Source organism: Streptococcus sp. HF-100 (assembly GCF_015594635.1).
Taxonomy (GTDB): domain Bacteria; phylum Bacillota; class Bacilli; order Lactobacillales; family Streptococcaceae; genus Streptococcus; species Streptococcus vaginalis.
In genome coordinates this window covers 122128-144788 of sequence record NZ_JADNQV010000001.1, presented here as the reverse complement: position 1 = coordinate 144788, position 22661 = coordinate 122128, and the positions used below count along the sequence as shown (strand labels likewise).

Annotated in this window: 24 protein-coding genes and 1 pseudogene; 17 read left to right on the top strand and 8 right to left on the bottom strand. The window is 37.5% G+C overall.

Annotated features, from left to right (window positions below; genetic code table 11):
- Window positions 1-34 precede the first annotated feature (34 nt).
- Together trhA and IYQ23_RS00695 are read right to left on the bottom strand one after the other, a co-directional pair.
- Window positions 35-682 carry a PAQR family membrane homeostasis protein TrhA gene (gene trhA / locus IYQ23_RS00700; RefSeq protein ID WP_003024373.1) on the bottom strand — a complete coding sequence of 216 codons (648 nt, stop codon included), beginning with the start codon at window positions 680-682 and terminating at the stop codon, window positions 35-37.
- A complete protein-coding gene (locus IYQ23_RS00695) occupies window positions 666-1124 on the bottom strand; it encodes a DUF1836 domain-containing protein (RefSeq protein ID WP_049507193.1) in 459 nt (152 codons plus the stop codon). The genes trhA and IYQ23_RS00695 overlap by 17 nt, the downstream gene beginning before the upstream one ends.
- 113 nt (window positions 1125-1237) lie before the next feature.
- Between IYQ23_RS00695 and yaaA the strand changes: the two genes are divergently transcribed.
- Window positions 1238-1963 carry a peroxide stress protein YaaA gene (gene yaaA / locus IYQ23_RS00690; RefSeq protein ID WP_195673793.1) on the top strand — a complete coding sequence of 242 codons (726 nt, stop codon included), beginning with the start codon at window positions 1238-1240 and terminating at the stop codon, window positions 1961-1963.
- A gap of 47 nt (window positions 1964-2010) precedes the next feature.
- On the opposite strand, the gene IYQ23_RS00685 is transcribed toward yaaA, so the two are convergent.
- Together IYQ23_RS00685 and IYQ23_RS00680 are read right to left on the bottom strand one after the other, a co-directional pair.
- Entirely contained in the window at window positions 2011-2562 is a 552-nt protein-coding gene (locus tag IYQ23_RS00685; RefSeq protein WP_070583906.1) for an NADPH-dependent FMN reductase, read from the bottom strand.
- 66 nt (window positions 2563-2628) lie between these two features.
- Window positions 2629-3075 (bottom strand): MarR family winged helix-turn-helix transcriptional regulator, encoded by a 447-nt coding sequence (locus IYQ23_RS00680; RefSeq protein WP_106079257.1) that lies wholly within the window; start codon window positions 3073-3075, stop codon window positions 2629-2631.
- Window positions 3076-3159: 84 nt separating this feature from the next.
- On the opposite strand from IYQ23_RS00680, the gene IYQ23_RS00675 reads away from it, so the two are divergent.
- The 6 genes and pseudogenes from IYQ23_RS00675 (at window position 3160) to IYQ23_RS00650 (ending at window position 8854) form a co-directional block, all read left to right on the top strand.
- Complete coding sequence (locus IYQ23_RS00675) at window positions 3160-3648, top strand: DUF5590 domain-containing protein (RefSeq protein WP_106079258.1); 489 nt, start codon at window positions 3160-3162, stop codon at window positions 3646-3648.
- Complete coding sequence (locus IYQ23_RS00670; RefSeq protein ID WP_195673792.1) at window positions 3645-4823, top strand: pyridoxal phosphate-dependent aminotransferase; 1179 nt, start codon at window positions 3645-3647, stop codon at window positions 4821-4823. The genes IYQ23_RS00675 and IYQ23_RS00670 overlap by 4 nt, the downstream gene beginning before the upstream one ends.
- Before the next feature lie 3 nt (window positions 4824-4826).
- A pseudogene (locus IYQ23_RS09435) lies at window positions 4827-5201 on the top strand (VOC family protein).
- Window positions 5202-5215: 14 nt separating this feature from the next.
- Window positions 5216-6562 (top strand): asparagine--tRNA ligase, encoded by a 1347-nt coding sequence (gene asnS, locus IYQ23_RS00660; protein WP_022525887.1) that lies wholly within the window; start codon window positions 5216-5218, stop codon window positions 6560-6562.
- A gap of 111 nt (window positions 6563-6673) precedes the next feature.
- Window positions 6674-7867 carry an MFS transporter gene (locus tag IYQ23_RS00655; protein ID WP_195673790.1) on the top strand — a complete coding sequence of 398 codons (1194 nt, stop codon included), beginning with the start codon at window positions 6674-6676 and terminating at the stop codon, window positions 7865-7867.
- A 237-nt stretch (window positions 7868-8104) separates the two neighbouring features.
- Window positions 8105-8854 (top strand): PHP domain-containing protein, encoded by a 750-nt coding sequence (locus IYQ23_RS00650; protein WP_195673789.1) that lies wholly within the window; start codon window positions 8105-8107, stop codon window positions 8852-8854.
- A gap of 85 nt (window positions 8855-8939) precedes the next feature.
- Here IYQ23_RS00650 and IYQ23_RS00645 read toward each other — a convergent pair whose 3' ends face one another.
- The gene (locus IYQ23_RS00645; protein WP_195673788.1) at window positions 8940-9263 is read right to left on the bottom strand and encodes a nuclear transport factor 2 family protein; all 324 of its coding nucleotides are present in this window, start codon (window positions 9261-9263) and stop codon (window positions 8940-8942) included.
- Between the two features lie 11 nt (window positions 9264-9274).
- Entirely contained in the window at window positions 9275-9727 is a 453-nt protein-coding gene (locus IYQ23_RS00640; protein WP_195673787.1) for a DUF1694 domain-containing protein, read from the bottom strand.
- Window positions 9728-9902: 175 nt separating this feature from the next.
- Between IYQ23_RS00640 and eno the strand changes: the two genes are divergently transcribed.
- The 4 genes from eno (at window position 9903) to IYQ23_RS00620 (ending at window position 13585) form a co-directional block, all read left to right on the top strand.
- Complete coding sequence (gene eno / locus IYQ23_RS00635; protein WP_003024397.1) at window positions 9903-11207, top strand: surface-displayed alpha-enolase; 1305 nt, start codon at window positions 9903-9905, stop codon at window positions 11205-11207.
- Between the two features lie 78 nt (window positions 11208-11285).
- Complete coding sequence (locus IYQ23_RS00630) at window positions 11286-12026, top strand: NAD-dependent protein deacylase (protein ID WP_195673786.1); 741 nt, start codon at window positions 11286-11288, stop codon at window positions 12024-12026.
- Window positions 12027-12186: 160 nt separating this feature from the next.
- Window positions 12187-12861, top strand: coding sequence for a SatD family protein (locus IYQ23_RS00625; protein ID WP_195673785.1), 675 nt, complete (start codon window positions 12187-12189; stop codon window positions 12859-12861).
- Window positions 12854-13585: a DUF3307 domain-containing protein gene (locus IYQ23_RS00620; protein WP_195673784.1), complete on the top strand. Its 732-nt coding sequence runs from the start codon at window positions 12854-12856 to the stop codon at window positions 13583-13585. Before IYQ23_RS00625 ends, IYQ23_RS00620 begins: the two co-directional genes overlap by 8 nt.
- A 42-nt stretch (window positions 13586-13627) precedes the next feature.
- Here the strand turns inward: IYQ23_RS00620 and IYQ23_RS00615 are convergent, their stop codons facing one another.
- Window positions 13628-14473 carry a DegV family protein gene (locus IYQ23_RS00615; protein WP_022525880.1) on the bottom strand — a complete coding sequence of 282 codons (846 nt, stop codon included), beginning with the start codon at window positions 14471-14473 and terminating at the stop codon, window positions 13628-13630.
- 134 nt (window positions 14474-14607) lie between these two features.
- On the opposite strand from IYQ23_RS00615, the gene IYQ23_RS00610 reads away from it, so the two are divergent.
- The 4 genes from IYQ23_RS00610 to nt5e all read left to right on the top strand — a co-directional run bounded on the left by IYQ23_RS00610 (window position 14608) and on the right by nt5e (window position 18674).
- On the top strand, window positions 14608-15192 hold the full coding sequence (locus IYQ23_RS00610) for a TetR/AcrR family transcriptional regulator (protein WP_003024406.1): 585 nt from the start codon (window positions 14608-14610) through the stop codon (window positions 15190-15192).
- 17 nt (window positions 15193-15209) lie between these two features.
- On the top strand, window positions 15210-15677 hold the full coding sequence (locus IYQ23_RS00605; protein ID WP_003024408.1) for a deoxycytidylate deaminase: 468 nt from the start codon (window positions 15210-15212) through the stop codon (window positions 15675-15677).
- 48 nt (window positions 15678-15725) lie between these two features.
- On the top strand, window positions 15726-16361 hold the full coding sequence (locus IYQ23_RS00600) for a tetratricopeptide repeat protein (protein ID WP_195673783.1): 636 nt from the start codon (window positions 15726-15728) through the stop codon (window positions 16359-16361).
- A gap of 159 nt (window positions 16362-16520) precedes the next feature.
- A complete protein-coding gene (gene nt5e, locus IYQ23_RS00595) occupies window positions 16521-18674 on the top strand; it encodes a cell surface ecto-5'-nucleotidase Nt5e (protein WP_195673782.1) in 2154 nt (717 codons plus the stop codon).
- 37 nt (window positions 18675-18711) lie between these two features.
- Here the strand turns inward: nt5e and plsY are convergent, their stop codons facing one another.
- Window positions 18712-19359 (bottom strand): glycerol-3-phosphate 1-O-acyltransferase PlsY, encoded by a 648-nt coding sequence (plsY, locus tag IYQ23_RS00590; RefSeq protein WP_195673781.1) that lies wholly within the window; start codon window positions 19357-19359, stop codon window positions 18712-18714.
- Window positions 19360-19541: 182 nt separating this feature from the next.
- Between plsY and parE the strand changes: the two genes are divergently transcribed.
- Both parE and IYQ23_RS00580 read left to right on the top strand, forming a co-directional pair.
- Window positions 19542-21485 carry a DNA topoisomerase IV subunit B gene (gene parE / locus IYQ23_RS00585; protein ID WP_195673780.1) on the top strand — a complete coding sequence of 648 codons (1944 nt, stop codon included), beginning with the start codon at window positions 19542-19544 and terminating at the stop codon, window positions 21483-21485.
- 11 nt (window positions 21486-21496) lie between these two features.
- Window positions 21497-22552 (top strand): hypothetical protein, encoded by a 1056-nt coding sequence (locus IYQ23_RS00580; RefSeq protein WP_195673779.1) that lies wholly within the window; start codon window positions 21497-21499, stop codon window positions 22550-22552.
- The last annotated feature ends 109 nt before the right edge of the window (window positions 22553-22661 follow it).

The window sequence follows — 22661 nt, the reverse complement described above, 5'->3', positions numbered from 1 at the left end:
GAGCGACTTAGAGAATGATTGTTTTTAAAATGTTTTACATAAAATAGACAATAGCAAGATATTGAAGTGCAGAAGCAGCTAGGATAAAGAGGTGCCAAATCATGTGGAAATATGGTTTTTTCTTAGCATAAAATCCTGCACCAACAGTATAACAGAGTCCTCCAGCTAACATTAATCCCCAGAAAATAGGTCCCGTTTGACCAATGATTTGCGGAATGATCAGGATCACTAACCAGCCCATAATAAGATAAAGTGCCAAGCTAAATTTTTCATTAACTTTTTTAGCAAATATTTTATACAAAATACCAAAAATGGTCGTTCCCCATTGAATTGTGATAATAAGATAACCCAACCAATTGTTCATAAGGGATAGTACGACTGGCGTATAACTTCCCGCAATAGCAATGTAAATCATTGAATGATCGATGATCCGTAGAATATACTTATGCGTAGAACCATAGCTCATTGAATGGTAAATCGTTGAAGAAAGAAACATCAGAAATAAACTGATGACAAAAATTGAAACTCCGACAGCAGCAAGCATACCATGTTCTTCATAGCTATAAATGGCTGAGATAGGAAGCAGTACTAACATAACCACAGCCCCGACAGCGTGAGTGACAGCATTGGCAATTTCTTCCCCAAAGCTAAGTTGTTTGCTGAGTTTAAGCGTTTGATTCATTTGTTTTACCTCCTTCTAAGGCTAGAGCCAATTTCTTTGTTTGATGAAATAATTTCACCGTTTGGCAAGCTGCTTCAATAGCAGGTGCGACTATGTCAGCTTTTTCTTCTCGCATGCAATTAACAAATTCATTATAAAGAGTAGCTGAATTTTTTTCGTCTACCAGAAGTTGAATCGTCTTGATAATATCTGGTATTGGAAAGACAGGTTTTAACGTCGTCAATACAATCAGACGAGCAATCTGTACACGATTGTATTTTTTCTTAATTGGCTTTGGAATGTGGGCGTGTTTCACATAATTATTGACCATAGCAGCCGTTAAAGGCTTATCCGTGCTATGAAATGCTTGTTCGTTGACACCATTCACATAGAGGAGAACCTGATCAAGATAAAGATCTAACTCTGGTAGTTCTTCCCAAGTTGGGAATTTTGTGATTTCCAAAATATCCACCTCTTTCTTATCTAGTCTTAATAACTAGATTATATGATAACAATTGTCTAATGTCAAGAGAAAAATCATTTGTTCTGCAAAATAACTTTTGATACAATAAGATTATGAAAATTTTAATTCCAACTGCAAAGGAAATGAATCTTAGCCTTAAGCCTCATGGCAAGTGTTTTCTTTCAGAGCAAACAAAAACAATTGTAGCTAGTCTATCACAGTATTCTATTGAAGAATTAGCAGATTTCTATCATATTAGTCTGGAACGTGCAGAAGAAGAGTATATTCATCTTCAACAATTAAAAAATGGGCAAGCTCTTACTTACCCAGCTTTGCATTTATTTGATGGTCTTATGTATCGAAACATCAGAAGAAGTCATTTAACGAAGCAAGAGTTGAGGTATGTAGACAAGCATTTGTTCATCACTTCTAGTCTATATGGTGTTATACCAGCTATGGCGTTGATTTCACCTCATCGATTGGATTTTTCAGTGAAATGTACTATTTCTGGCAAAAGCCTGAAAAATTATTGGCGCAATGATTATGATGCAGCTATTTCAGATGAGGAAATGATTTTGTCTCTGTTATCAAGTGAGTTCGAGACGGTGTTTTCCAAATCTGTGCGCGATAAGATGCTTCGGTTTAAATTTTTAGAAGATAGAGAAGGAAGTTTGAAAGTTCACTCAACTATTTCTAAAAAAGCTCGTGGTCAATTTTTAACAGCTTTAATTGAAAGCCAAGTAAAAAGCAAAGAAGAAATCAAACAATTGCAATTTGCAGGCCTTGCTTTCCGAGAGGATTTGTCTACGATAAATACCTATGTCTTTGTTAAGGAATAAAATAAAAATGGAATGATGTAAAAGTGTCATTCCATTTTTTGCTTATTTTAATCGATAGCTGCTAATAATGCTTCAGCTTGAGCTGCGAGTTCAGCTTGTTTTTCTTCGGAAACTGTCAGTTGACCTGTTCCCCAGGCTTCCGGGTTAACAGCAACACCAGTAAATGGTTCAACAACTTTCATACGAATAAATGGAAGAAGGCTGCGATAATGTTTGAAAACTTCATCTGGAGAAGTTCCATTGGCTACAGAGGAAACTGTTACAAGTTTTTCATTAAGAGCAGAAGGTCCTGATGGGTTTGAAAGGTCAAGCGCACGTGATAGCCAATCTAAGAGATTTTTAACAACTCCTGGAATTGCCCAGTTATAGGTTGGTGAGAAGAGCCAGATAGCATCAGCAGCGAGAATTTCTTCACGAGCTTTGGCAACAGCCGCGGGAGCTGGGCTTTCAATATCTTGATTGAAAAATGGAACATCTTTGAAATCAAGATAAGAAACTTCAGCTTTGCCAGCAAGAATGTTTTCAGCTTGAGAAGCTAACTGATGGTTGAATGAGCCTTGGCGAAGAGACCCGACGATAAATAGTACTTTTTTAGACATATAAGTCACTCTCCTTTTCTTTTGTACCTGTTTATGTTACAACAAATATCACTAGTTAGCAAGAAATTAGCTCAAACTTTTGAATTTTTTTAAAATCCGAATCAAATCTTCTTTATCTTGCTCTGTTAAAATGCTTAATCCTTGCTGGATATTTTGAATATGATCTGGAAGTACCGCTTCAATTTTGCTACGTCCTTCTGGAGTCAATCCGACTAAAAAAGAACGTCGATCAGATGGGTCACAGGTACGAAAAATCCAACCGTCTCGTATCATATTTTTAATGACAACGGTCATATTTCCAGATGTAGCAAGCATTTTATCAATTAAGTCTTGAATGCGTAAGTTCCCTTTGCTATAAAGGGTTTCTAAAACTGAAAATTGAGTTGGAGTCAGATTGTGTTGTTTTGCCGCCTGATTTTCAAAAGGTCGAATCGTGCGAATAGCTTTATTTAAAATAATCATGGTTTTTAAATCTAAATGATTTTCTTGAAAAAGTTTTGTTAGTTTGTCCATAACTGTATTTTATCAATAAGTAGTAATAAAATCAAATTTTAGAAAAAGATAGAAAAAAATCCTTATTTATAGTATAATGGACGAGTGAAAAATAGAAGAAAAAATGATAGAAATTTCATTATTTGGCAATATATTATCGGAAGTGTGATAGTTTTGGTCGTTCTCACTTTTTCTTTTCTTTACATTTTAAATCTATCTATGGATCCTTACCAATCAGCTAAGGTAACGGCTAGTAAAATTGCTCGTCAATATGCGGATTTGGATAAAGTGGATCGCTTTGCTATTTATAACGGTGAAAAAAGTTATTATAGTCTTTTGGGGAAAAATCGTAAAAAGACGCAGCTTGCTGTTTTAATAGAAGCAGATAGTGATAAAATCTATACTTATGAGTTGTTCAAAGGGATTAGTCAAGAAAAAGCAAAACAAATCGCTAAAGAGAGTGGTGCCAAACAAATTGATAAAGTGACATTTGGCTATGTAAAAGAGCAACCAATCTGGGAAGTCAAGTCTGGAACAATTTATTATAATGTTGGATTTGAAACAGGAACATTGCTCAGCAAGGAGGGGCTATGATATTATCAAATCGTGTTTTAGATATGGAAGAAAGTGTAACCTTAGCAGCAGCAGCGCGCGCAAAAGCTTTAAAAGCACAAGGGCGTGATATCCTTTCGCTGACTTTGGGAGAGCCAGATTTTCCAACTCCGAAGAATATTCAAGATGCTGCTATCTCTGCAATAAAAGATGGTAGAGCTAGCTTTTATACGGTTACCAGTGGTCTGCCTGAATTAAAGGAAGCAATTGTAGCATATTTTGCAAAATACTATGGTTATACGATTAAACCAAATCAAGTGACCGTTGCGACGGGTGCAAAGTTTTCCCTTTATACCTTTTTTATGAGTGTCATCAATCCAGGTGATGAAGCGATTATTCCGGCACCGTGTTGGGTTAGTTATGGCGACCAGATTAAGATGGCAGAAGGGATACCAGTTTTTGTTCAAGCGACGGAAGCAAATCATTTCAAAGTGACCGTTGAGCAATTAGAGGCTGCTCGGACAGAGAAAACGAAAGTTTTGGTGCTCAATTCTCCTTCCAATCCAACGGGAATGATTTATACTGCCGAGGAGTTGTTAGCGATAGGTAATTGGGCAATAGAGCATGATATCTTCATTTTAGCTGATGATATTTATGGCCGCTTGGTTTACAATGGAAATGAATTTACACCGATTTCGAGCTTATCTGAAGCGATCCGCAAGCAAACAATTGTTATTAATGGTGTATCTAAGTCGTATTCGATGACTGGTTGGAGACTTGGTTATGCTGTTGGAGAGCCTGAAATCATTGCAGCGATGAGTAAAGTGGCTGGACAAACGACTTCTAATCCAACCACTGCTTCTCAATATGCGGCGATTGAAGCTTTAAAGGGTCCTCAAGATACTGTTGAAACCATGCGTCAGGCTTTTGAAGAACGTCTCAATACCATTTATCCTTTGCTTGCAGAGGTTCCTGGCTTTGAAGTGGTGAAACCGCAAGGAGCGTTTTACCTCTTTCCAAATGTTAAAAAAGCAATGGAAATGAAGGGCCATTCAGATGTGACAGAGTTTGCAACAGCAATCCTAGAAGAAGTAGGTGTCGCTCTTGTAACAGGTGCTGGCTTTGGTGCGCCAGAGAATGTTCGCCTGAGTTATGCGACGGATATGGATACCTTGAAAGAGGCCGTTCATCGTATCAAGGCGTTTATGGAGGATTAAAAAATGATCGATCATTTTACCCTTAAGGTAAAGAATTTAGAAGTTTCTAAAGCTTTTTATCAAGCCGCTTTAATTCCTTTAAATTATCACCTTCAATTTGATACGGGGCAGGTCGTTAGTTTCACAGAACCGCGAGATGTGGATCCAGGTGGTGATTTTTGGCTAAATGTTGGTCAACAAGAGCCGATGCATTTTGCCTTTAGTGCTCAAACTTGTTAAGAAGTAGATGCTTTCTATCAAGCAGCTTTGGCTGCTGGAGGAAAGGATAATGGTGCACCTGGCGAACGTAAAAATTACCATGTGGGATACTATGCGGCCTTTGTGATAGACCCAGACGGGAACAACATTGAGGCTGTTTATCATAAAAAAATAAAATAGAAAAGAGAAAAAACGTGTCAACAAAATATACTTCAATTATGGATGTTAAAAATCATGTCGGAGAAGAAGTGACGATTGGTGCTTGGGTTGCCAATAAATCAGGAAAAGGAAAGATTGCTTTTTTGCAATTACGCGATGGGACAGCCTTTTTTCAAGCTGTGGCTTTCAAGCCAAATTTCCTTGAAAAATTTGGTGAAGAAGAGGGTTTGAATAAATTTAATATCATCAAACACTTGAACCAAGAAACAGCTGTTTTAGTAAAAGGAATCGTCAAAGAAGATGAACGCTCAAAATTTGGATATGAATTAGACGTGACGGATATTGAAATCGTTGGAGAGTCCAATGATTATCCTATCACACCAAAGGAACACGGAACAGACTTTTTGATGGATCACCGTCATTTATGGCTACGTTCACGCAAGCAAATGGCAATTATGCAGATTCGCAACGCAATTATCTATGCTTCCTATGAATTTTTTGACCGCAACGGCTTTATCAAATTTGATAGTCCGATTTTATCGGGAAATGCAGCAGAAGATTCCACAGAGCTTTTTGAAACAGATTATTTTGGAACCCCTGCCTTTCTAAGTCAATCTGGGCAACTTTACTTAGAAGCAGGTGCTATGGCACTTGGTCGTGTATTTGACTTTGGCCCTGTTTTCCGTGCCGAAAAATCCAAAACACGCCGCCATTTGACAGAATTCTGGATGATGGATGCAGAATATCCATTTGTTACTCATGATGAGTCGCTTGATCTTCAGGAGGCTTATGTGAAGGCTTTGATTCAAGGAGTTTTGGATCGTGCACCACATGCGCTTGAAGTGTTGGAACGTGATACTGATCTTCTTAAAAAATACGTGACAGAACCCTTCAAACGTATTTCTTACGATGAAGTCATTGATCTCTTGCAAGAACATGAAAATGATGAAGAAGCTGAGTATGAGCATATCGAACGAGGTGATGATTTCGGGTCACCACACGAAACTTGGATTTCAAACTATTTTGGTGTGCCAACTTTCGTTGTGAACTACCCTGCTAGCTTTAAGGCTTTCTATATGAAACCTGTTCCTGGTAACGAAGAACGTGTGCTTTGTGCAGACCTTTTAGCACCAGAGGGCTATGGAGAAATCATAGGTGGTTCTGCTCGTGAAGAAAGCTATGAAAAATTATTAGCGAAGATTGAAGAAAATGGTCTGAACCCTGATGACTATGCTTTCTATCTAGATCTTCGTAAATATGGTTCAGTTCCTCATGCTGGATTTGGACTTGGTTTGGAACGTATGGTGACATTTGTTGCAGGAACGAAACACATCCGAGAAGCCATTCCATTCCCACGTATGCTCCACAGAATTGAGCCTTAGGAAATGTAAAAACGCCGATTGGCGTTTTTTTAAAAATTAAAAGAATATGAAAAATGAATAAGTTAGAAAACTGAACGGGAAGTTCGGTTTCTTCTTAGTAAAGGAAAAAGTATGTTTAGGAGAAGTTACAAAAGAAATATTCCTCTTATGACAGGAGTGGAATTCTTAGGATTTCTAGGTATTACGAGTTTTTGGATTTTATTCCTCAGTCAAAATGGTATGTCTTTACTGCAAATTGGGCTGTTAGAGAGTATTTTTCATGCAACAGGCATTGTTTTTGAAATTCCGTCAGGCATGTTGGCAGATCGATTTTCTTATAAGACCAATCTGTACGTAAGCCGCTTGACTAGCATTTTATCATCTATTTTAATGTTGACAGGGCAAGGGAATTTTTGGATATATGCAATGGCAATGATAATCAATGCTTTGTCTTATAACTTTGATTCAGGAACGAGCTCTGCACTGCTATATGACTCTGCTGTAGAAGCTGGTTTAAAAGACCGTTATTTGAAAATATCAAGTTTGATGTCAGGTGTTTCTGAGGCAGCAATCTCTTTAGGAACGGTACTAGCGGGGTTATTTGTACATGGATATTTGTATATTACCTATTATATCATGATTGCAGTTTCTATTATTGTTTTAATTCTGATTTGGTTGATAAAAGAACCGACAATGAAAAAGAAAAATGACGAAGTGGTCACGATGAAGAAAATAATCCTGACGGTAAAAGAAGAAATGAAAAGTAATCCCAGCCTTTTTACATGGATGATGATTTTTCAATTTGTTGGAACAATAATGTGTATGTTTTACTTTTACTATCAAAAGCAACTGCCAGACTTGGCAGGATGGCAGATTTCAACAGTTATGTTGATTGGTAGCGTCTTAAATATTTTGGCAGTTTCTCTTGCCAGTAAGATTGGGAAAACATGGCATTCTTTTCGGATTTTTCCAGTAGTTGTCAGCTTAACAGGAGCAGCTTATGTACTGTCATTTTTGGGAACACCATTCATGTATATTATGATTTATTTGGTAACAAATGCTCTGTATGCCATGTATCAACCAATATTTTACAATGATTTGCAACAGTATTTACCAAGTTCAGCCAGAGCGACCATGTTAAGCGTTGCTTCAATGATGTTCAGTTTAAGCATGATTATCATTTTTCCGATTGTTGGTTGGCTGATTGACAGTTTTGGCTTTGATCAGACTTTTATTGGATTAGGGCTAGTTCTTATCTTGCTAACGCCACTTTTAGTGATTGTTTTTCAAATGATTCGTAAACAATTGAAATCAATCAAAAATTAGCTCATTATTTATTATCTGCAGTAGTGATTTGTATCTAATTTTTAATTAATGCAACCAGTTGTTGCTGCTTATGATAAAAACAGTAAATATAAGGAAAATTATATACTTATTTTTTACACAACTACAAAATATAATTATCAAATTTAGGAAACTCTTGTTTAAAAATACTATATATTGTAGTTAGTATAAACTGCTATATAATTCCTTAGTGTTATAGATATGATAGGAGGAAAACTTATGCGCGATAATCATCTTCATACTTACTTTTCTTATGATTCAGATGCTGATTTCAGAGATTATTTGGAACATTACGATGGTGAAATTGTGACGACTGAACATCTGGATTTATCTAATCCCTATCCGTATGATGCAGGTTCTCCTCACGATGATATTCCTGATTATGAGTCTTATTCTAGAAAAATAGCTGTTCTCAATCGGAAATATGGAAATCGAATCAAAAAAGGAATTGAGATTGGCTATTACAGACCACGAAAGAAAGATATTTTAGCTTTCTTAGAAAATAAAAATTATGATTTAAAACTGTTGTCTGTTCACCATAATGGGAAGTTCGATTACTTAGAAGAACCTGCTTTACAATCTGATAAAATGAAGGTGATTCCAACTTATTTTAAAGAAATGGAAGAAGCTATTGAAAGTATTCCAGCTGATGTTTTGGCTCATTTTGACTATGGTTTTCGCAAATTTAATGTGACGGTTGAAGAACTGAAAAACTTTGAACCCCAACTTCGTACCCTCTTTCAGAAAATGATAGAGTACAACTTGGCTTTTGAACTAAATGGCAAGTCTATGTATCTCTATAATCACGAAGATATTTATATCTATGCTCTATCTTTGGTGAAAGAATTGGGCGGGACAAAGTATTCTGTTGGCTCTGATGCCCATACGTTAGAACATTTTCGCTTGAATTTCGACCAAATCCAGCAAATCCTAACAGAATTTGACATAGACGAAGGAATGTTGCTATAAAAAAGGGGTTAGAACAAAAAGTTCTTAACCTCCCATTATATTTGTTTTAGATTACAAGGTGTAGTAGTTGTCGGACATGGAAACATCATAATAAATATTCATATTCTCTGATAATTAAACCATTTTCAAACTCAAAAATATCACAGGATAGTTGACCAAAATCGTTTTTGAGAATAGTAACAATCCGATTTTCATTAGTTGAAAAAGTATGCAAGCAGGAAAATTGAACGTTGCTCTGATGATAGGCTTGCTGAATCTTCAGAAGATAGTCATCTATTCCATAAATGACTGAAACTTCTTGCCCGTGCAATTCCCAGATAATTTCAGGATGTAAAAAATTTTGGTAAGTTTTCCAATCTCTTTGATTTTCTGTTTGAAAGAATAAGGTTAGTTTTTCTAAATTTGGCATCAATCGTCCCTTTAATGAAACAACTTTTCCCAAAAAGAAGTTTTCTTTTCTGTTTTTTGAGTTGAATCTGTTTGGAAAAACTCAGAAAATTGTTTAGCAATTTCTTTTTCAGCTATTTCTACTGGATGATCACTATGAATGACCAAGCCAAATGGAGAATTCTTGCAGTTACTAGACACGATTGTTGCTTTGCAGCCAAGATCTTTTGCTATTTTTAAGTAAAAAATTTGATACTGACTGGTGACCTCGGGAGATATTTTCACAGTTGCAGGTTGATAGTCCAAGATAATCTTTTGCAACATTTCTTTAAAGTGGTCGTGGATGGGAGCGCTGTTAGCTTCATCAATACTACATTCTGCAATGACCCGCTCTTCAAATGTTTCTAAAAATTTTCTTTGCTCATCGGGATTTAATTTTAATCCCCCTTGAGATTTTTCCATTATTGTTTTATTTATATCTGTCATAAAGTTAGTATAGCATACTTTTTTTGAAATTTATCCAAGAAACATTCGGGAATATAAAACGCTTACATAGAAAATTATCGTAAATTTCATAGAAAGGCACGATTTTTCCTTGAAAAAAACTGATTTTTAAGGTATGATAGGAATGTAAATAAAATAACTCAAAGGAGAGTAAAAAATGTCAATTATTACTGATGTTTACGCTCGCGAAGTCCTAGACTCACGCGGTAACCCAACACTTGAAGTAGAAGTTTATACTGAATCAGGTGCTTTCGGACGTGGTATGGTTCCATCTGGAGCTTCTACTGGTGAACACGAAGCAGTTGAACTTCGTGATGGTGACAAATCTCGTTACGGTGGTCTTGGTACACAAAAAGCTGTTGACAACGTAAACAATATTATTGCTGAAGCAGTTATTGGTTATGACGTTCGCGATCAACAAGCTATTGACCGTGCAATGATTGCACTTGACGGTACTCCAAATAAAGGTAAATTGGGTGCAAACGCAATTCTTGGTGTATCTATTGCTGTAGCACGTGCTGCTGCTGATTATCTTGAAATCCCACTTTACAGCTACCTTGGTGGATTCAATACTAAAGTTCTTCCAACTCCAATGATGAACATCGTCAACGGTGGTTCTCACTCAGATGCTCCAATCGCTTTCCAAGAATTTATGATTGTGCCTGCTGGTGCACCTACATTCAAAGAAGCTCTTCGTTGGGGTGCTGAAATTTTCCACACTCTTAAGAAAATCCTTAAATCTCGTGGTCTTGAAACAGCTGTTGGTGACGAAGGTGGATTTGCTCCTCGTTTTGACGGAACTGAAGATGGTGTAGAAACTATCCTTGCTGCTATCGAAGCTGCTGGTTATGTTCCTGGTAAAGATGTATTCCTTGGATTTGACTGTGCATCATCAGAATTCTACGACAAAGAACGCAAAGTTTATGATTACACTAAATTCGAAGGTGAAGGAGCTGCAGTTCGTACAGCTGACGAACAAATCGAATACCTTGAACAATTGGTTGATAAATACCCAATCATCACTATCGAAGATGGTATGGATGAAAATGACTGGGAAGGTTGGAAGAAACTTACTGAACGCCTTGGTAAGAAAGTACAACTTGTTGGTGATGACTTCTTCGTAACAAACACTTCTTATCTTGAAAGAGGTATTAACGAAGGATGTGCTAACTCAATCCTTATTAAAGTTAACCAAATCGGTACTCTTACTGAAACATTTGATGCTATTGAAATGGCAAAAGAAGCTGGTTACACTGCCGTTGTATCACACCGTTCAGGTGAAACTGAAGATTCAACAATTGCTGATATCGCAGTTGCAACTAACGCTGGACAAATTAAGACTGGTTCATTGTCACGTACTGACCGTATTGCTAAATACAACCAATTACTTCGCATCGAAGACCAACTTGGTGAAGTTGCTGAATACCGTGGTTTGAAATCTTTCTATAACTTGTCAAAATAATTCAGCTATAATATGAATCGGCTAGTTCTGCTAGCCGATTTTTTCTTTAATAATATTGGTAACTTTTAGGAGGGCGATATGGACAAGATTGAAGAACTGGCTCAGATCATTCAAAGTAGCCAAAATATTGTATTCTTTGGTGGTGCAGGTGTTTCAACTGAATCTGGTATTCCGGATTTTCGCAGCTCAAATGGTATTTACAATATTGAGTTAAACCAGCATTTTTCAGCAGAGCAACTAGTTTCACATACGATGTTTGAACGTTATCCAGAACAGTTTTTTGACTTTTACAAGAAATATCTTATTTATCCTAACGCTAAGCCAAATGTAGCCCATGAATATTTAGCTTATCTAGAAAAGCTAGGGAAATTAAAGGCAATTGTTACCCAGAATATTGATAGTTTACACGAGATGGCAGGAAGCAGGAACGTATTAAAAATTCATGGTAGTGTGGACCGAAATTTTTGTACCAATTGTCATCGTTTTTATGACTTAGAGAATTTTTTGAAATTGCCAGGAATCATTCCTTATTGCGAGACTTGTGGTTGTGTAGTTAAGCCAGATGTGACTCTTTATGAGGAACCGTTAAATATGGAAGTTTTTTCTCAAGCTATTCAGGTTATCAGTCAAGCTGACCTACTCATCATTGGCGGAACATCGCTAGTTGTTTATCCAGCTGCTAATTTGGTTCATTATTTTCAAGGACGGCACTTAGTTGTTATCAATAAAAACAATGTACTACAAGATAGTCAAGCTGACTTAGTCATCAAGGGCAAGATTGGAGAAGTGCTGAGTAAGGCATGGAAAGTAATGGGGTAGTCATTTTCAAATCAAATGATGGTTTCAATCATGTGCTTAGCTGTATTTTTTAGAGATAGTAGATTAAAAAATGTCCTCTATGACGGAAATTTTCGAAAATGTCCTTTATAATGGAAATTTTTTAAAATTTCCATTATAATAGACAAAAAGAGGTGAGAAGATGATGTACATTGCTCTTATTGGAGACGTTATTGAATCAAAAAAAATACAAGATCGAGCGCAGGCGCAACAGAAATTGTTGCAATTGATGAAAGAGTTGAATCAGCAATATCAGAAATATTTAGTTTCTCCCTTTACAGTCACAGCTGGCGATGAATTTCAAGCTTTGTTTTTACCAAATTCGAATATGTTTCAAATCATGGATCAGCTTTCTATGGCATTTGCTCCTTATGAAATTCGATTTGGGATTGGTGCTGGAGACATGATTACAGAAATTAACAAAGAACAAAGCATTGGTTCTGACGGTCCGGCGTATTGGCTCGCGAGAGAAGCGATTAACTATGTTCATGATAAGAATGACTATGGCATCAATCACATTTCGGTTTCTTTGGCAGACGAAGAAGTCGGTCAGACAATCAATGCTATTTTAGCTGCGTGCTCTTTTATTCAGTCCAAGTGGACAGATATCCAATATGATGTCCTCAAACAATTACTAGCTGAAAATATATACGATGAAACATTTTCTCATAAAGAAATGGCAAAACTACTTGGTATCACTCCGAGTGCTTTCAACAAACGTATCAAGGCGAGTGGGTTAAAAATTTATCTCAGAAATAAACGAGTTGCGATGAACTTGATGTTAAATGCGATAGAGAAGGAGGAGAAACATGTCTAATTTGTGGGGATTTTCAGACTATTTTATACAACATCCAATCTTGTTGTTAACCTTATTAGCGCATGTTTTAGCTGATTTTCAATGGCAAAGTCAAAAAATGGCAGATTTAAAATGTCGAAAATTGCCTTATTTATTGCTGCATTTAGCCATTGTTTTTCTTCCGTTGCTGATTTTGAGTATCTTTTTCCCGAAAAATATTATTTACTTTGTCGCTGTTTGGCTTAGTCATGTAGTTATTGATTTCTTGAAATACAGGCTCAACACGTTTATAGAAATAAAGAAACTCACAAAGCAAGTTTTCATCATTGACCAACTCCTTCATTTGATTTGTATTTTTCTATTTTATGCTTTATTAGCTAATAAAATCAACCCACAATGGCTGAAAAATGGAGCGTCAGTTGCTCAAACTCTTCTTTTCTTAGCAATCGTTGGAAAGCCTGTTAATATTTTATTTAAGCTTTTCTTCAATAGGTATCAGTTAAAGGGAGATAACCAAGACACTATAGCAGGTGCAGGTGCGATGATTGGGATTTTAGAGCGTTTTATTATGGCTTTGTCTCTTATATTTGGGCAGTTCGCTTCCGTTGGCTTAGTCTTTACTGCTAAGTCAATCGCACGGTATAACAAAATTTCTGAAAGTCAGTCCTTTGCAGAATACTATCTCATTGGCTCACTTTTTAGCATGATTAGTGTGTTAATTGTTTTTGGTTTGCTTTATTTGTAATATAAAAACTGTAGTTTAGTGATTGACTACAGTTTCGTTATATTATTGAATTTCATAGCCCATGAGGAGACCATTTTCTTCAGCATAAAAGCTACAAAGTCCAGAAGTCGGGATGACTTCAATAACAGCTTGTGGGAATCTTTCACGAACCATTTCGGAAAATTGCTGGCAAAACTTGGGATTATTTCGATGAGCAATAATGATTTGTCCACCGGCATAGCCTGCTTTGATGAGTTCATCAAAAGCTGCTATTAGTGATTTTTTAGCACCACGCGCCTTTTGAAGCAACTCCAACTTGCCGTCTTGACTGGCTTCGCCGACCATACGAATATTCAATAATCCTACAACAGCTCCAAGCAATTTGCTTAGTCGTCCATTTTTAACTAGGTTATCAACCTTGGAGAGAACGAAAAGTAACTTCGTTTTTGCTTGATAGGCTGTAATTTCTTTTATGACTTCTTCATAACTTAAACCTTGACCGATAAGAAGATTAAGCTTTTTGATAATCAAATCATTTTCACCGCCAGCAGAAAGAGTATCAATAATGTGGATATTCACGTCAGGATGGTCTTCAAGATAGAGTCTTTTAGCCACTTGTGCGCTATTATAGCTTCCTGATAGGGTTCCTGTAATGGTGACCACAAAAATATTTGAAGCTCCATTAAAAGCTTTCATATAGTCATCTGGACTAGGGCAAGCAGACTTTGAAGCCGAAGAAGTGGCATACATTTTTTCCATCATTTCATCAATATTGAGCTGATTATTATCTATAAAGATTTCATCGCCTACTTGAATAGTCAAAGGAACACTTTCAAATAAGGTGTCAACAGCAAGGTTTTCGATAGTTCTATAATCACAGCCTGAATCAGCTACAATTTTCCAAGTCATTCAATTTCTCCTTTAGTGGGATGATCCCTTAATTAGACATTGACAAAAGGTTTGCCTTTTTTTACAATTATATCATGAAAACACCGCTTTAGAAAGCCTTTACAGTCGGTTGTTACATGTAGAAAGAAAATGTTATGTCGGAACGTAAAATATCGAAAAAATCTTTAGAAAATCTAAAAATATCAAATCAGGAATCTAACCGAATTACAAAAGAATCATTGGAAATTTCTTTGTTGCAATTGTTGGAAAAGAAGGAGTTGGCAAAAATTACCATTTCTGAATTAGTAGAGAGAGCTGGTGTCTCGCGCGCAGCTTTTTATCGAAATTATGATTCAAAAGAAGAAATTTTACAAGAGATTTTCCAACGAACAGTACAAAAGATTACCGATAAATTGGAACAATTCAATATGAGAACCGAGCTTTATCAAGTGTGGCTGTTCTTGTTTAAAGAAGTCAAAAAAGAAGCACGAATCCTTAGCTTAGCAGTGGATTATAATTTAGAAAAACTGTTGACAAGTGCTGTGTTTGATTTCTTGGAAAAACAAAATAGTTCCAGAAAAGAAGCTTCAACTTACATGAATTCATTTTGGAGTTCAGCGGTGGTTTCTGTTTTAATCAAATGGACAAAAGACGGCATGAAAGTTCCAGCAGAAAAGATTGCATCGCTCGGACTTCCGCTTTTTCCACATCGAAAAAATGATAAACTGAGTGATAAGTAAGAAAAGAAGGTGACAATATGGCGACAAAAAGATTGGCTTGGGACGAATATTTTGCAGCACAAGCGCTCTTGATTGCAAATCGCTCAACCTGCAAACGAGCAAGCGTTGGTGCAGTTATTGTAAAGGATAATAAAGTTATTTCAACAGGATATAATGGATCTGTTTCAGGAACGGAGCACTGCATCGATCATGAATGCCTGATAGTTGACGGGCATTGTGTGAGGACTTTGCATGCAGAAGTAAATGCAATTTTGCAAGGTGCAGAGCGTGGAATCCCAAAAGGATTTACTGTTTATGTCACTCATTTCCCTTGTCTCAATTGTACGAAACAGCTTTTACAAGTTGGTTGCAAGCGAGTGGTTTATATCAATCAATACCGTATGGATGATTATGCGCGGTATTTATATAGCGAAAAGAAAGTTGAGCTAGTACATCTGCCAATCGAAAAAGTGAAAGAGGCGATCTCGGAGACTGATTTGATATAACTTTTAGAGTGGGACATTTTGTTTTCTATGAATAAAAGGAAAGAAAATATGACACAAGAACAACTTCAAAAAGCCTGGCAAGCATTGTTTGACGGGCAATATCAGCTTGCCAAGCAATTCGTTTATCAAATAGACCAAGATAGTTATAGTACGCTGAATTTAAAAGCTTATATTGCTTTAGAAGAAAAGGATTTTCAGTTGGCTCGTCAGTTTTTAAAAGACTACTATGCTCAGGCTATGTCTCAAAAGAATCTAGAAGAACAACATATAGGCTTGCATCAATTAGCTATGGTCGAACGAGAAGAAGAACATTTTCAAAAAGCTTATGAGTTGATAATGACAGAAGCTGCAATTATTACAGAGCATTTCCCCAATGATGTCCTAAAGAAATCAGTCAATTTGTACGAACAGGGATATTTACAGTTCAAACTTGGAAATATTCACCTTGCAGAAGAACTTTTGCAAGAAACATTAAATTTAGCGTTGCAGACAGATGATTTAGTCAATCATGCTTGTGCTTATCGTGGCTTGGCTGAGGTAAGATTAGCTAAGGGAGATATAAAAACGGCTAAATCTGATGCTCAAAAAGCACTGGCGTGTTTTGAAAAAGCAGGTGATACCGTTGGAGCAGCAGGGCTGAAGGACTTAATGATACAGATAAACTCACAAGATAGAAGTTTATAAATAATGTTTGTGAAATAAGATATTCTAATGTAAAAGTTAGAATATTTTTCTTTTTAGAATAATTTTAGCGAACGATAAGATAAAGATTGCTCAACAAGGTTTTATTTTACCAGAAAATCTTGTATAATAGAATCAATAAAGAATAAAAGAGGATTGATTATGAAAAAGAAAAAATTCATTATCCCCATTTTGTCAACATTGCTAATTGCTCCAGCAATTTTAGCACATCAGGTTTCTGCTGATGCTGTAGATCCAGCTGCTTCAACAGCACCTGTAGAGCAAGTAGAAGTTCCTAAAGAAAATCAGTCAGTTGCCTCTACGACTGCTCAAGGAGCTTCAGCGGTTTCGCCTGCTACTGAAGCTTCCACGGAGAAAGTAACAGAAAAGAGCGAGAACAAACAAGTTGAAAATTCTGTAACCCCAGCAGATTCTGAAACTCCAGCCGCTCAAACGGTTGCTGCACCTACAACTCAATCTGAAAAAGATACGGTTATTCTTCATACAAATGATGTACACGGTCGTATTGTAGAAGAAAAAGGTGTCATTGGCGATGCTAAATTAGCAGCAGTCATTGAGCAAGAACGTGCAAAGACCAATCAAACAACACTTGTTGTGGATGCAGGCGATGCTTTTCAAGGGCTTCCGATTTCCAATAGCTCAAAAGGAGAAGAGCGCGCGAATATTTTAAATAGGATTGGCTATGACGCAATGGCAGTCGGAAATCACGAATTTGACTTTGGTTTGGATGAGGTGAAAAAATACAAAGAAATTTTGAAATTCCCTCTTCTTAGTGCCAACACTTATGTCAATGGAGCACGTCTTTTTGAAGCTTCTACGATTGTTGATAAAGACAAGAATGTTGTGGGAGATGAATTTGTGGTTATTGGGGTGACAACGCCAGAAACTGCAACAAAAACACACCCACGCAATGTTCAAGGGGTTACGTTTACAGATCCAATTTCAGAAGTCAATAAAGTCATTGAAGAAGTGGAATCTCGTGCGAAAGCGGAAGGTAAAACTTACAAACATTATGTCATTCTGGCGCATTTGGGTGTAGATACGACGACACCAGTTGAATGGCGTGGTTCTACCTTGGCAGAAGCATTATCAAAAAATCCTTTGCTCAAAGGGAAACGTGTGACGGTGATTGACGGGCATTCACATACTGTAGAATCAGTAACCTATGGAGACAATGTTACTTATAATCAAACAGGTAGTTACTTGCATAATATCGGAAAAGTAACATACAAATCTGGTCAAATCCTAGGAAACCCACAGCAAATATCAGCTGATTCAGTAAAAGGCGTTACTCCAGATCCAGCTATTCAGCAATTAGTAAACAAAATCAAAGAGAAATATGACCAAGAAAACGCAAAAGTGGTCGTTGCTAATAGCCCAGTTGAGTTAAATGGCAATCGGGAAAATGTGCGTGTGCGAGAAACCAATCTTGGAAATGTCGTAGCAGATGCGCTCTATGAGTACGGACAAACAGGATTCAGTCATAAGACAGACCTTGCTGTAACTAACGGCGGCGGACTTCGTGAAACAATTGCGAAAGGAAAACCAATCACCAAAGGAGATATCATTGCTGTTCTACCATTTGGCAATACGATTACTCAAATAAAAGTAACTGGGCAAAACATCGCAGACATGTTTGCTAAGTCTTTAGGCTCTATTTTACAAGAAAAAGACGGCAAACCAGTCCTAGATGAAAATGGTCAACCGCTACTTGAACCAAGTGGTGGCTTCCTTCAAGTTTCTGGAGCAAAAGTTTATTATGACACAACCTTGCCAGCTGATAAGCGTATTCTTGGCATTGAAATTAAAAATCCTGAAACAGGAAAATATGAAAAATTAAATCTCGCAAAAACTTACTATCTTACAACCAACGATTTCTTGGCTGCAGGTGGTGATGGTTATAGTATGTTGGGCGGGGCTCGCGAAGAAGGTCCTTCAATGGATGTGGCTTTTGCGGACTATTTAGCAAAAACAGACTTAACAGCTTATGCGGTTGTCAATCCTAATTCACGAACTATCTCAATCTCAACTGCACAATACAAGAAACTTCAGGATCAAGCTGCTAACCAAGTGAAGCCAAATGAAACTGGAGAAAAAGAACTTGTGCCAGCAGTTCAAACAAATACAGCTCAAAGAACGGCAACGATTCCAGTCAATGTACATAAACAATTTATGCCTTCAAGTCAAAAGAGCTTGCCAGAAACAGGTACAACAGATACTACCTTTATCAGTTTATTTGGCTTTGTTGTTGGACTTTTAGGATTATCCAGATTTAAAAAAGCTCATAAAGAATAGAATAAAAGGAAGCTAAGATTTTTTATCCTAGCTTCTTTTATTTCTGTTTGGGTTGTTGTTTTGTGATATTCAATCCGAAGGGAATGAGGTTTTCTTGTTTCATCCGAATTCGCTGGATATTATCTTTGTGTCGAACGATAATGATAAGCGCTAGTGCGAGTACAATTACGGTAAAGAGTACATCATAACGTGGCAAAAGAAAACTAAATAGTGGGAAAATTAAGACTCCTAGAATAGCAGAGGTAGCAGCTGTCACACTCGAAAAGGAAATCATACTAGTCAAATACAAGCAGCTGAAAAAGATGACAGCTAAATAAGTGAAGAAAGTCGGTGAAAAGCCCAGAATGACACCTGCGCTGGTTGCCACGGCTTTACCGCCTTTAAATTCAGCAAAAATGGGGAAGGTATGCCCAAGAACGGCTAAAAGTCCAAAAACGAGAGGAGAAATACCGTTGATATGAAGGAAAAATGGCAATAGTGTCGCAAATGTCCCTTTAAAAAAGTCAAAAATAAAGGTGATGATGCCTGCTTTTTTTCCAAGGACACGAAAGGTATTGGTCGTCCCTGTATTTCCGCTGCCGTATTCGCGGAGATTTTTCTTGTAAAATACTTGTCCAATCCAAAGCCCGGCAGGGATTGAACCAATCAAATAAGCTACTATCAATGTAAAAACTATCTTTATCATGTTTTTATTATACCATGAATTTTGATTTTGATAGTTGAACGACCAGAAATATTTTATAAAATTTGTCTAGGCTGAAAAAATAGCGGCGAGAAGCAGAAAGAATACACTATTTTCTAAAAATCTTTGCAAAATTTTCTAAAAACTTGTAAGATAGAAAGGATGAATGATTCAGGAGGTTCCTTGTGGCAAAAAAGGAAATCAATATTAACAATTACAATGATGATGCCATTCAAGTATTAGAAGGATTGGACGCGGTTCGTAAACGTCCTGGTATGTATATCGGCTCAACCGATGCAACTGGGCTTCACCATTTGGTCTGGGAAATTGTTGACAATGCAGTTGACGAGGCTCTGTCTGGCTTTGGTGATAAGATTGACGTGACCATTCACAAAGACGGGAGTTTGACTGTGGCAGACCACGGTCGGGGAATGCCGGTTGGTATGCACGCTATGGGAATCCCGACAGTAGAAGTTATCTTTACGGTGCTCCACGCCGGAGGTAAATTCGGTCAGGGTGGTTACAAGACCTCTGGGGGGCTGCACGGTGTGGGTTCTTCTGTGGTCAATGCGCTGTCTAGCTGGTTGGAAGTTGAAATCACACGTGACGGAATGGTTTATCGGCAACGATTTGAGCAGGGTGGAAAACCTGTTACCAGTCTGGAAAAGATTGGCAAGGCTCCCAAATCAAAAACAGGCACAAAAGTGACCTTTATGCCTGACGACACGATTTTCTCAACGACGGATTTCAAATACAATACCATTTCTGAGCGGCTCAATGAATCAGCCTTTCTCTTGAAAAATGTTCACCTTTCTCTGACAGATGAGCGAACGGGCGAGTCTGTTGATTTTCATTATGAAAACGGGGTGCAGGACTTTGTCAGCTACTTGAACGAAGACAAGGAAACCTTGACGCCGGTTCTTTATTTTGAAGGAGAAGAGGGCGGTTTTCAAGTGGAAGTGGCTCTCCAGTACAACGACGGTTACTCAGACAATATCCTTTCTTTTGTCAATAACGTCCGCACCAAGGACGGCGGAACGCACGAGACGGGGCTTAAATCAGCTATTACCAAGGTCATGAATGACTATGCGCGAAAGACTGGATTGCTGAAAGAAAAGGATAAAAATCTGGAAGGTTCTGACTACCGTGAGGGCTTAGCGGCTGTTCTTTCTATCTTAGTGCCAGAAGAGCATTTGCAGTTTGAAGGGCAGACCAAGGATAAGCTGGGCAGTCCGCTTGCTCGTCCTGCGGTGGATTCGATTGTGTCAGACAAGTTGACTTTCTTCCTCTTGGAAAATGGAGAATTGGCGTCTAATCTTATCCGTAAGGCAATTAAGGCGAGAGATGCGCGCGAGGCAGCCCGCAAGGCGAGAGATGAAAGCCGAAGTGGCAAGAAAAACAAGAAAGACAAGGGGCTTTTATCTGGAAAACTAACGCCAGCTCAATCCAAAAATCCGGCTAAAAACGAACTCTATCTGGTCGAAGGAGATTCAGCGGGTGGCTCTGCCAAGCAAGGACGCGACCGCAAGTTTCAGGCGATTCTGCCCCTGCGCGGTAAGGTCATCAATACTGCCAAGGCTAAAATGGCAGATATTCTCAAAAATGAAGAAATCAACACCATGATTTACACTATTGGTGCAGGTGTTGGTTCGGACTTCTCCCTCGAAGATGCCAACTACGACAAGATTATCATCATGACCGATGCGGATACGGACGGCGCCCATATCCAGACGCTCTTGCTGACCTTCTTTTACCGCTACATGCGTCCACTTGTAGAAGCAGGACATGTCTATATCGCTCTGCCCCCGCTCTATAAAATGTCCAAAGGCAAAGGCAAGAACGAGGTTGTCGAGTACGCTTGGACGGACGGTGAGCTAGAAGACCTGCGCAAGAAATTTGGCAAAGGTGCCATGTTGCAGCGCTACAAAGGGCTTGGAGAAATGAACGCCGACCAGCTCTGGGAAACCACCATGAACCCTGAAAACCGCACCCTCATTCGCGTTACCATTGACGACTTGGCTCGTGCCGAGCGTCGCGTCAATGTCCTCATGGGCGACAAAGTCCCACCCCGCCGTAAATGGATTGAAGATAACGTCAAGTTTACGCTGGAGGAGAGTGGAGTGTTTTAGGAGAAGAATATATGGATATACAAAAATTTATTTCTGCTTTAGTTGGAACTGCTGGGTTGGATTTAGATAAGTTTTTAGTGGGATTGGGAATAGACGAAAAACTTGAATATCGGAAAATTCAAACTGCAGTAGAATATTTTAAAGAATATATATTGAAGAGACATGGTGAGAATCCGAGTTATGATGGTATAGCCAAATTTTGGAAAGAAAATCAAGTTTTTGAAGAACTTGTGAAGATTCGCTATTTATTGAATAGTAAGTATGACAGTTATGAAGGGTTTAAAAATCACCTCAAAACAGAGAATAGTAACCAAGATTTTAATAGTTCTCTGTTATTTGAATTGATGGATGAATTGAACAAATATTTGTCTGATACTGTAAATAAAGCTTCCAATCTTACACAGGCTGATATGGCGGCAATGCATAGTATAATAACTGAACCAATTTTAAATGAAATTCACAAATCACCAGAAAACAATGCCAGCCTTACTCAGATAGTTCCAGAAAATAACAAGCCTACTCGACAACTAGAACAAGAAAAAACAAAAAGTCTTTCCCTCAATAGTGATTTTAATGCCGAGACGGAAGTAGATATAATAAAAAGAATATTGCAAGAAGATTTTCCTATCGGAAATTATAAAACGAATCTTCAAAAATTTTTTTCTGATGGGTATAAAAATTATTATCCGGTGAAGAAAAAAGAACAACATTTTACGTTTGACGAAAAATTTACTGCCATTGAGCAACATTATAATGGCGTTGATAAACTTTATGCTATTTTTGAATTTATTATAGATTTATATTCAGAAATGAAAAATAAAAATAAGTTCATAAGTTCCTATATGACATCTGAAAAATTTAAACAACAAGAAGAATCAGGCTGGCTTCCGGAAAATGATGACCAGGTAGAAGAATGGAGAGAAACTATTAAGCATATTTCTTTAGCAGATCAGTGTGAAAAGTTATGTGAAAGATTGAAATATTCTTTAGGTAAAACAAATCACGAACTGGTTGAATTAGACAATGGGCGCAAAAGCATTGTTGAAAAAAATAGGATTGAGACATAATAATGTCGAAAACTTTGAGAAATCACCTTCCCCATCCCTAAAACAAGAAATTTCACATGAAGAATTTCTTGTCTAGGAGTAAAAAAACAAATCACACATGTGTGATTTG

Bases quoted from the DNA above. Each gene is read 5' to 3' on its own strand.
- IYQ23_RS00610 (WP_003024406.1), top strand. From the start codon at position 14,608: ATGTCGGAACGTAAAATATCGAAAAAATCTTTAGAAAATCTAAAAATA.
- IYQ23_RS00640 (WP_195673787.1), bottom strand. From the start codon at position 9,727: ATGACAGATATAAATAAAACAATAATGGAAAAATCTCAAGGGGGATTA.
- IYQ23_RS00615 (WP_022525880.1), bottom strand. From the start codon at position 14,473: ATGACTTGGAAAATTGTAGCTGATTCAGGCTGTGATTATAGAACTATC.
- IYQ23_RS00655 (WP_195673790.1), top strand. From the start codon at position 6,674: ATGTTTAGGAGAAGTTACAAAAGAAATATTCCTCTTATGACAGGAGTG.
- trhA (WP_003024373.1), bottom strand. From the start codon at position 682: ATGAATCAAACGCTTAAACTCAGCAAACAACTTAGCTTTGGGGAAGAA.
- IYQ23_RS00650 (WP_195673789.1), top strand. From the start codon at position 8,105: ATGCGCGATAATCATCTTCATACTTACTTTTCTTATGATTCAGATGCT.
- plsY (WP_195673781.1), bottom strand. From the start codon at position 19,359: ATGATAAAGATAGTTTTTACATTGATAGTAGCTTATTTGATTGGTTCA.
- IYQ23_RS00630 (WP_195673786.1), top strand. From the start codon at position 11,286: ATGGACAAGATTGAAGAACTGGCTCAGATCATTCAAAGTAGCCAAAAT.
- nt5e (WP_195673782.1), top strand. From the start codon at position 16,521: ATGAAAAAGAAAAAATTCATTATCCCCATTTTGTCAACATTGCTAATT.
- IYQ23_RS00685 (WP_070583906.1), bottom strand. From the start codon at position 2,562: ATGTCTAAAAAAGTACTATTTATCGTCGGGTCTCTTCGCCAAGGCTCA.
- IYQ23_RS00620 (WP_195673784.1), top strand. From the start codon at position 12,854: ATGTCTAATTTGTGGGGATTTTCAGACTATTTTATACAACATCCAATC.
- IYQ23_RS00625 (WP_195673785.1), top strand. From the start codon at position 12,187: ATGATGTACATTGCTCTTATTGGAGACGTTATTGAATCAAAAAAAATA.
- yaaA (WP_195673793.1), top strand. From the start codon at position 1,238: ATGAAAATTTTAATTCCAACTGCAAAGGAAATGAATCTTAGCCTTAAG.
- IYQ23_RS00580 (WP_195673779.1), top strand. From the start codon at position 21,497: ATGGATATACAAAAATTTATTTCTGCTTTAGTTGGAACTGCTGGGTTG.
- IYQ23_RS00645 (WP_195673788.1), bottom strand. From the start codon at position 9,263: ATGCCAAATTTAGAAAAACTAACCTTATTCTTTCAAACAGAAAATCAA.
- IYQ23_RS00605 (WP_003024408.1), top strand. From the start codon at position 15,210: ATGGCGACAAAAAGATTGGCTTGGGACGAATATTTTGCAGCACAAGCG.
- IYQ23_RS00680 (WP_106079257.1), bottom strand. From the start codon at position 3,075: ATGGACAAACTAACAAAACTTTTTCAAGAAAATCATTTAGATTTAAAA.
- IYQ23_RS00600 (WP_195673783.1), top strand. From the start codon at position 15,726: ATGACACAAGAACAACTTCAAAAAGCCTGGCAAGCATTGTTTGACGGG.
- IYQ23_RS00670 (WP_195673792.1), top strand. From the start codon at position 3,645: ATGATATTATCAAATCGTGTTTTAGATATGGAAGAAAGTGTAACCTTA.
- eno (WP_003024397.1), top strand. From the start codon at position 9,903: ATGTCAATTATTACTGATGTTTACGCTCGCGAAGTCCTAGACTCACGC.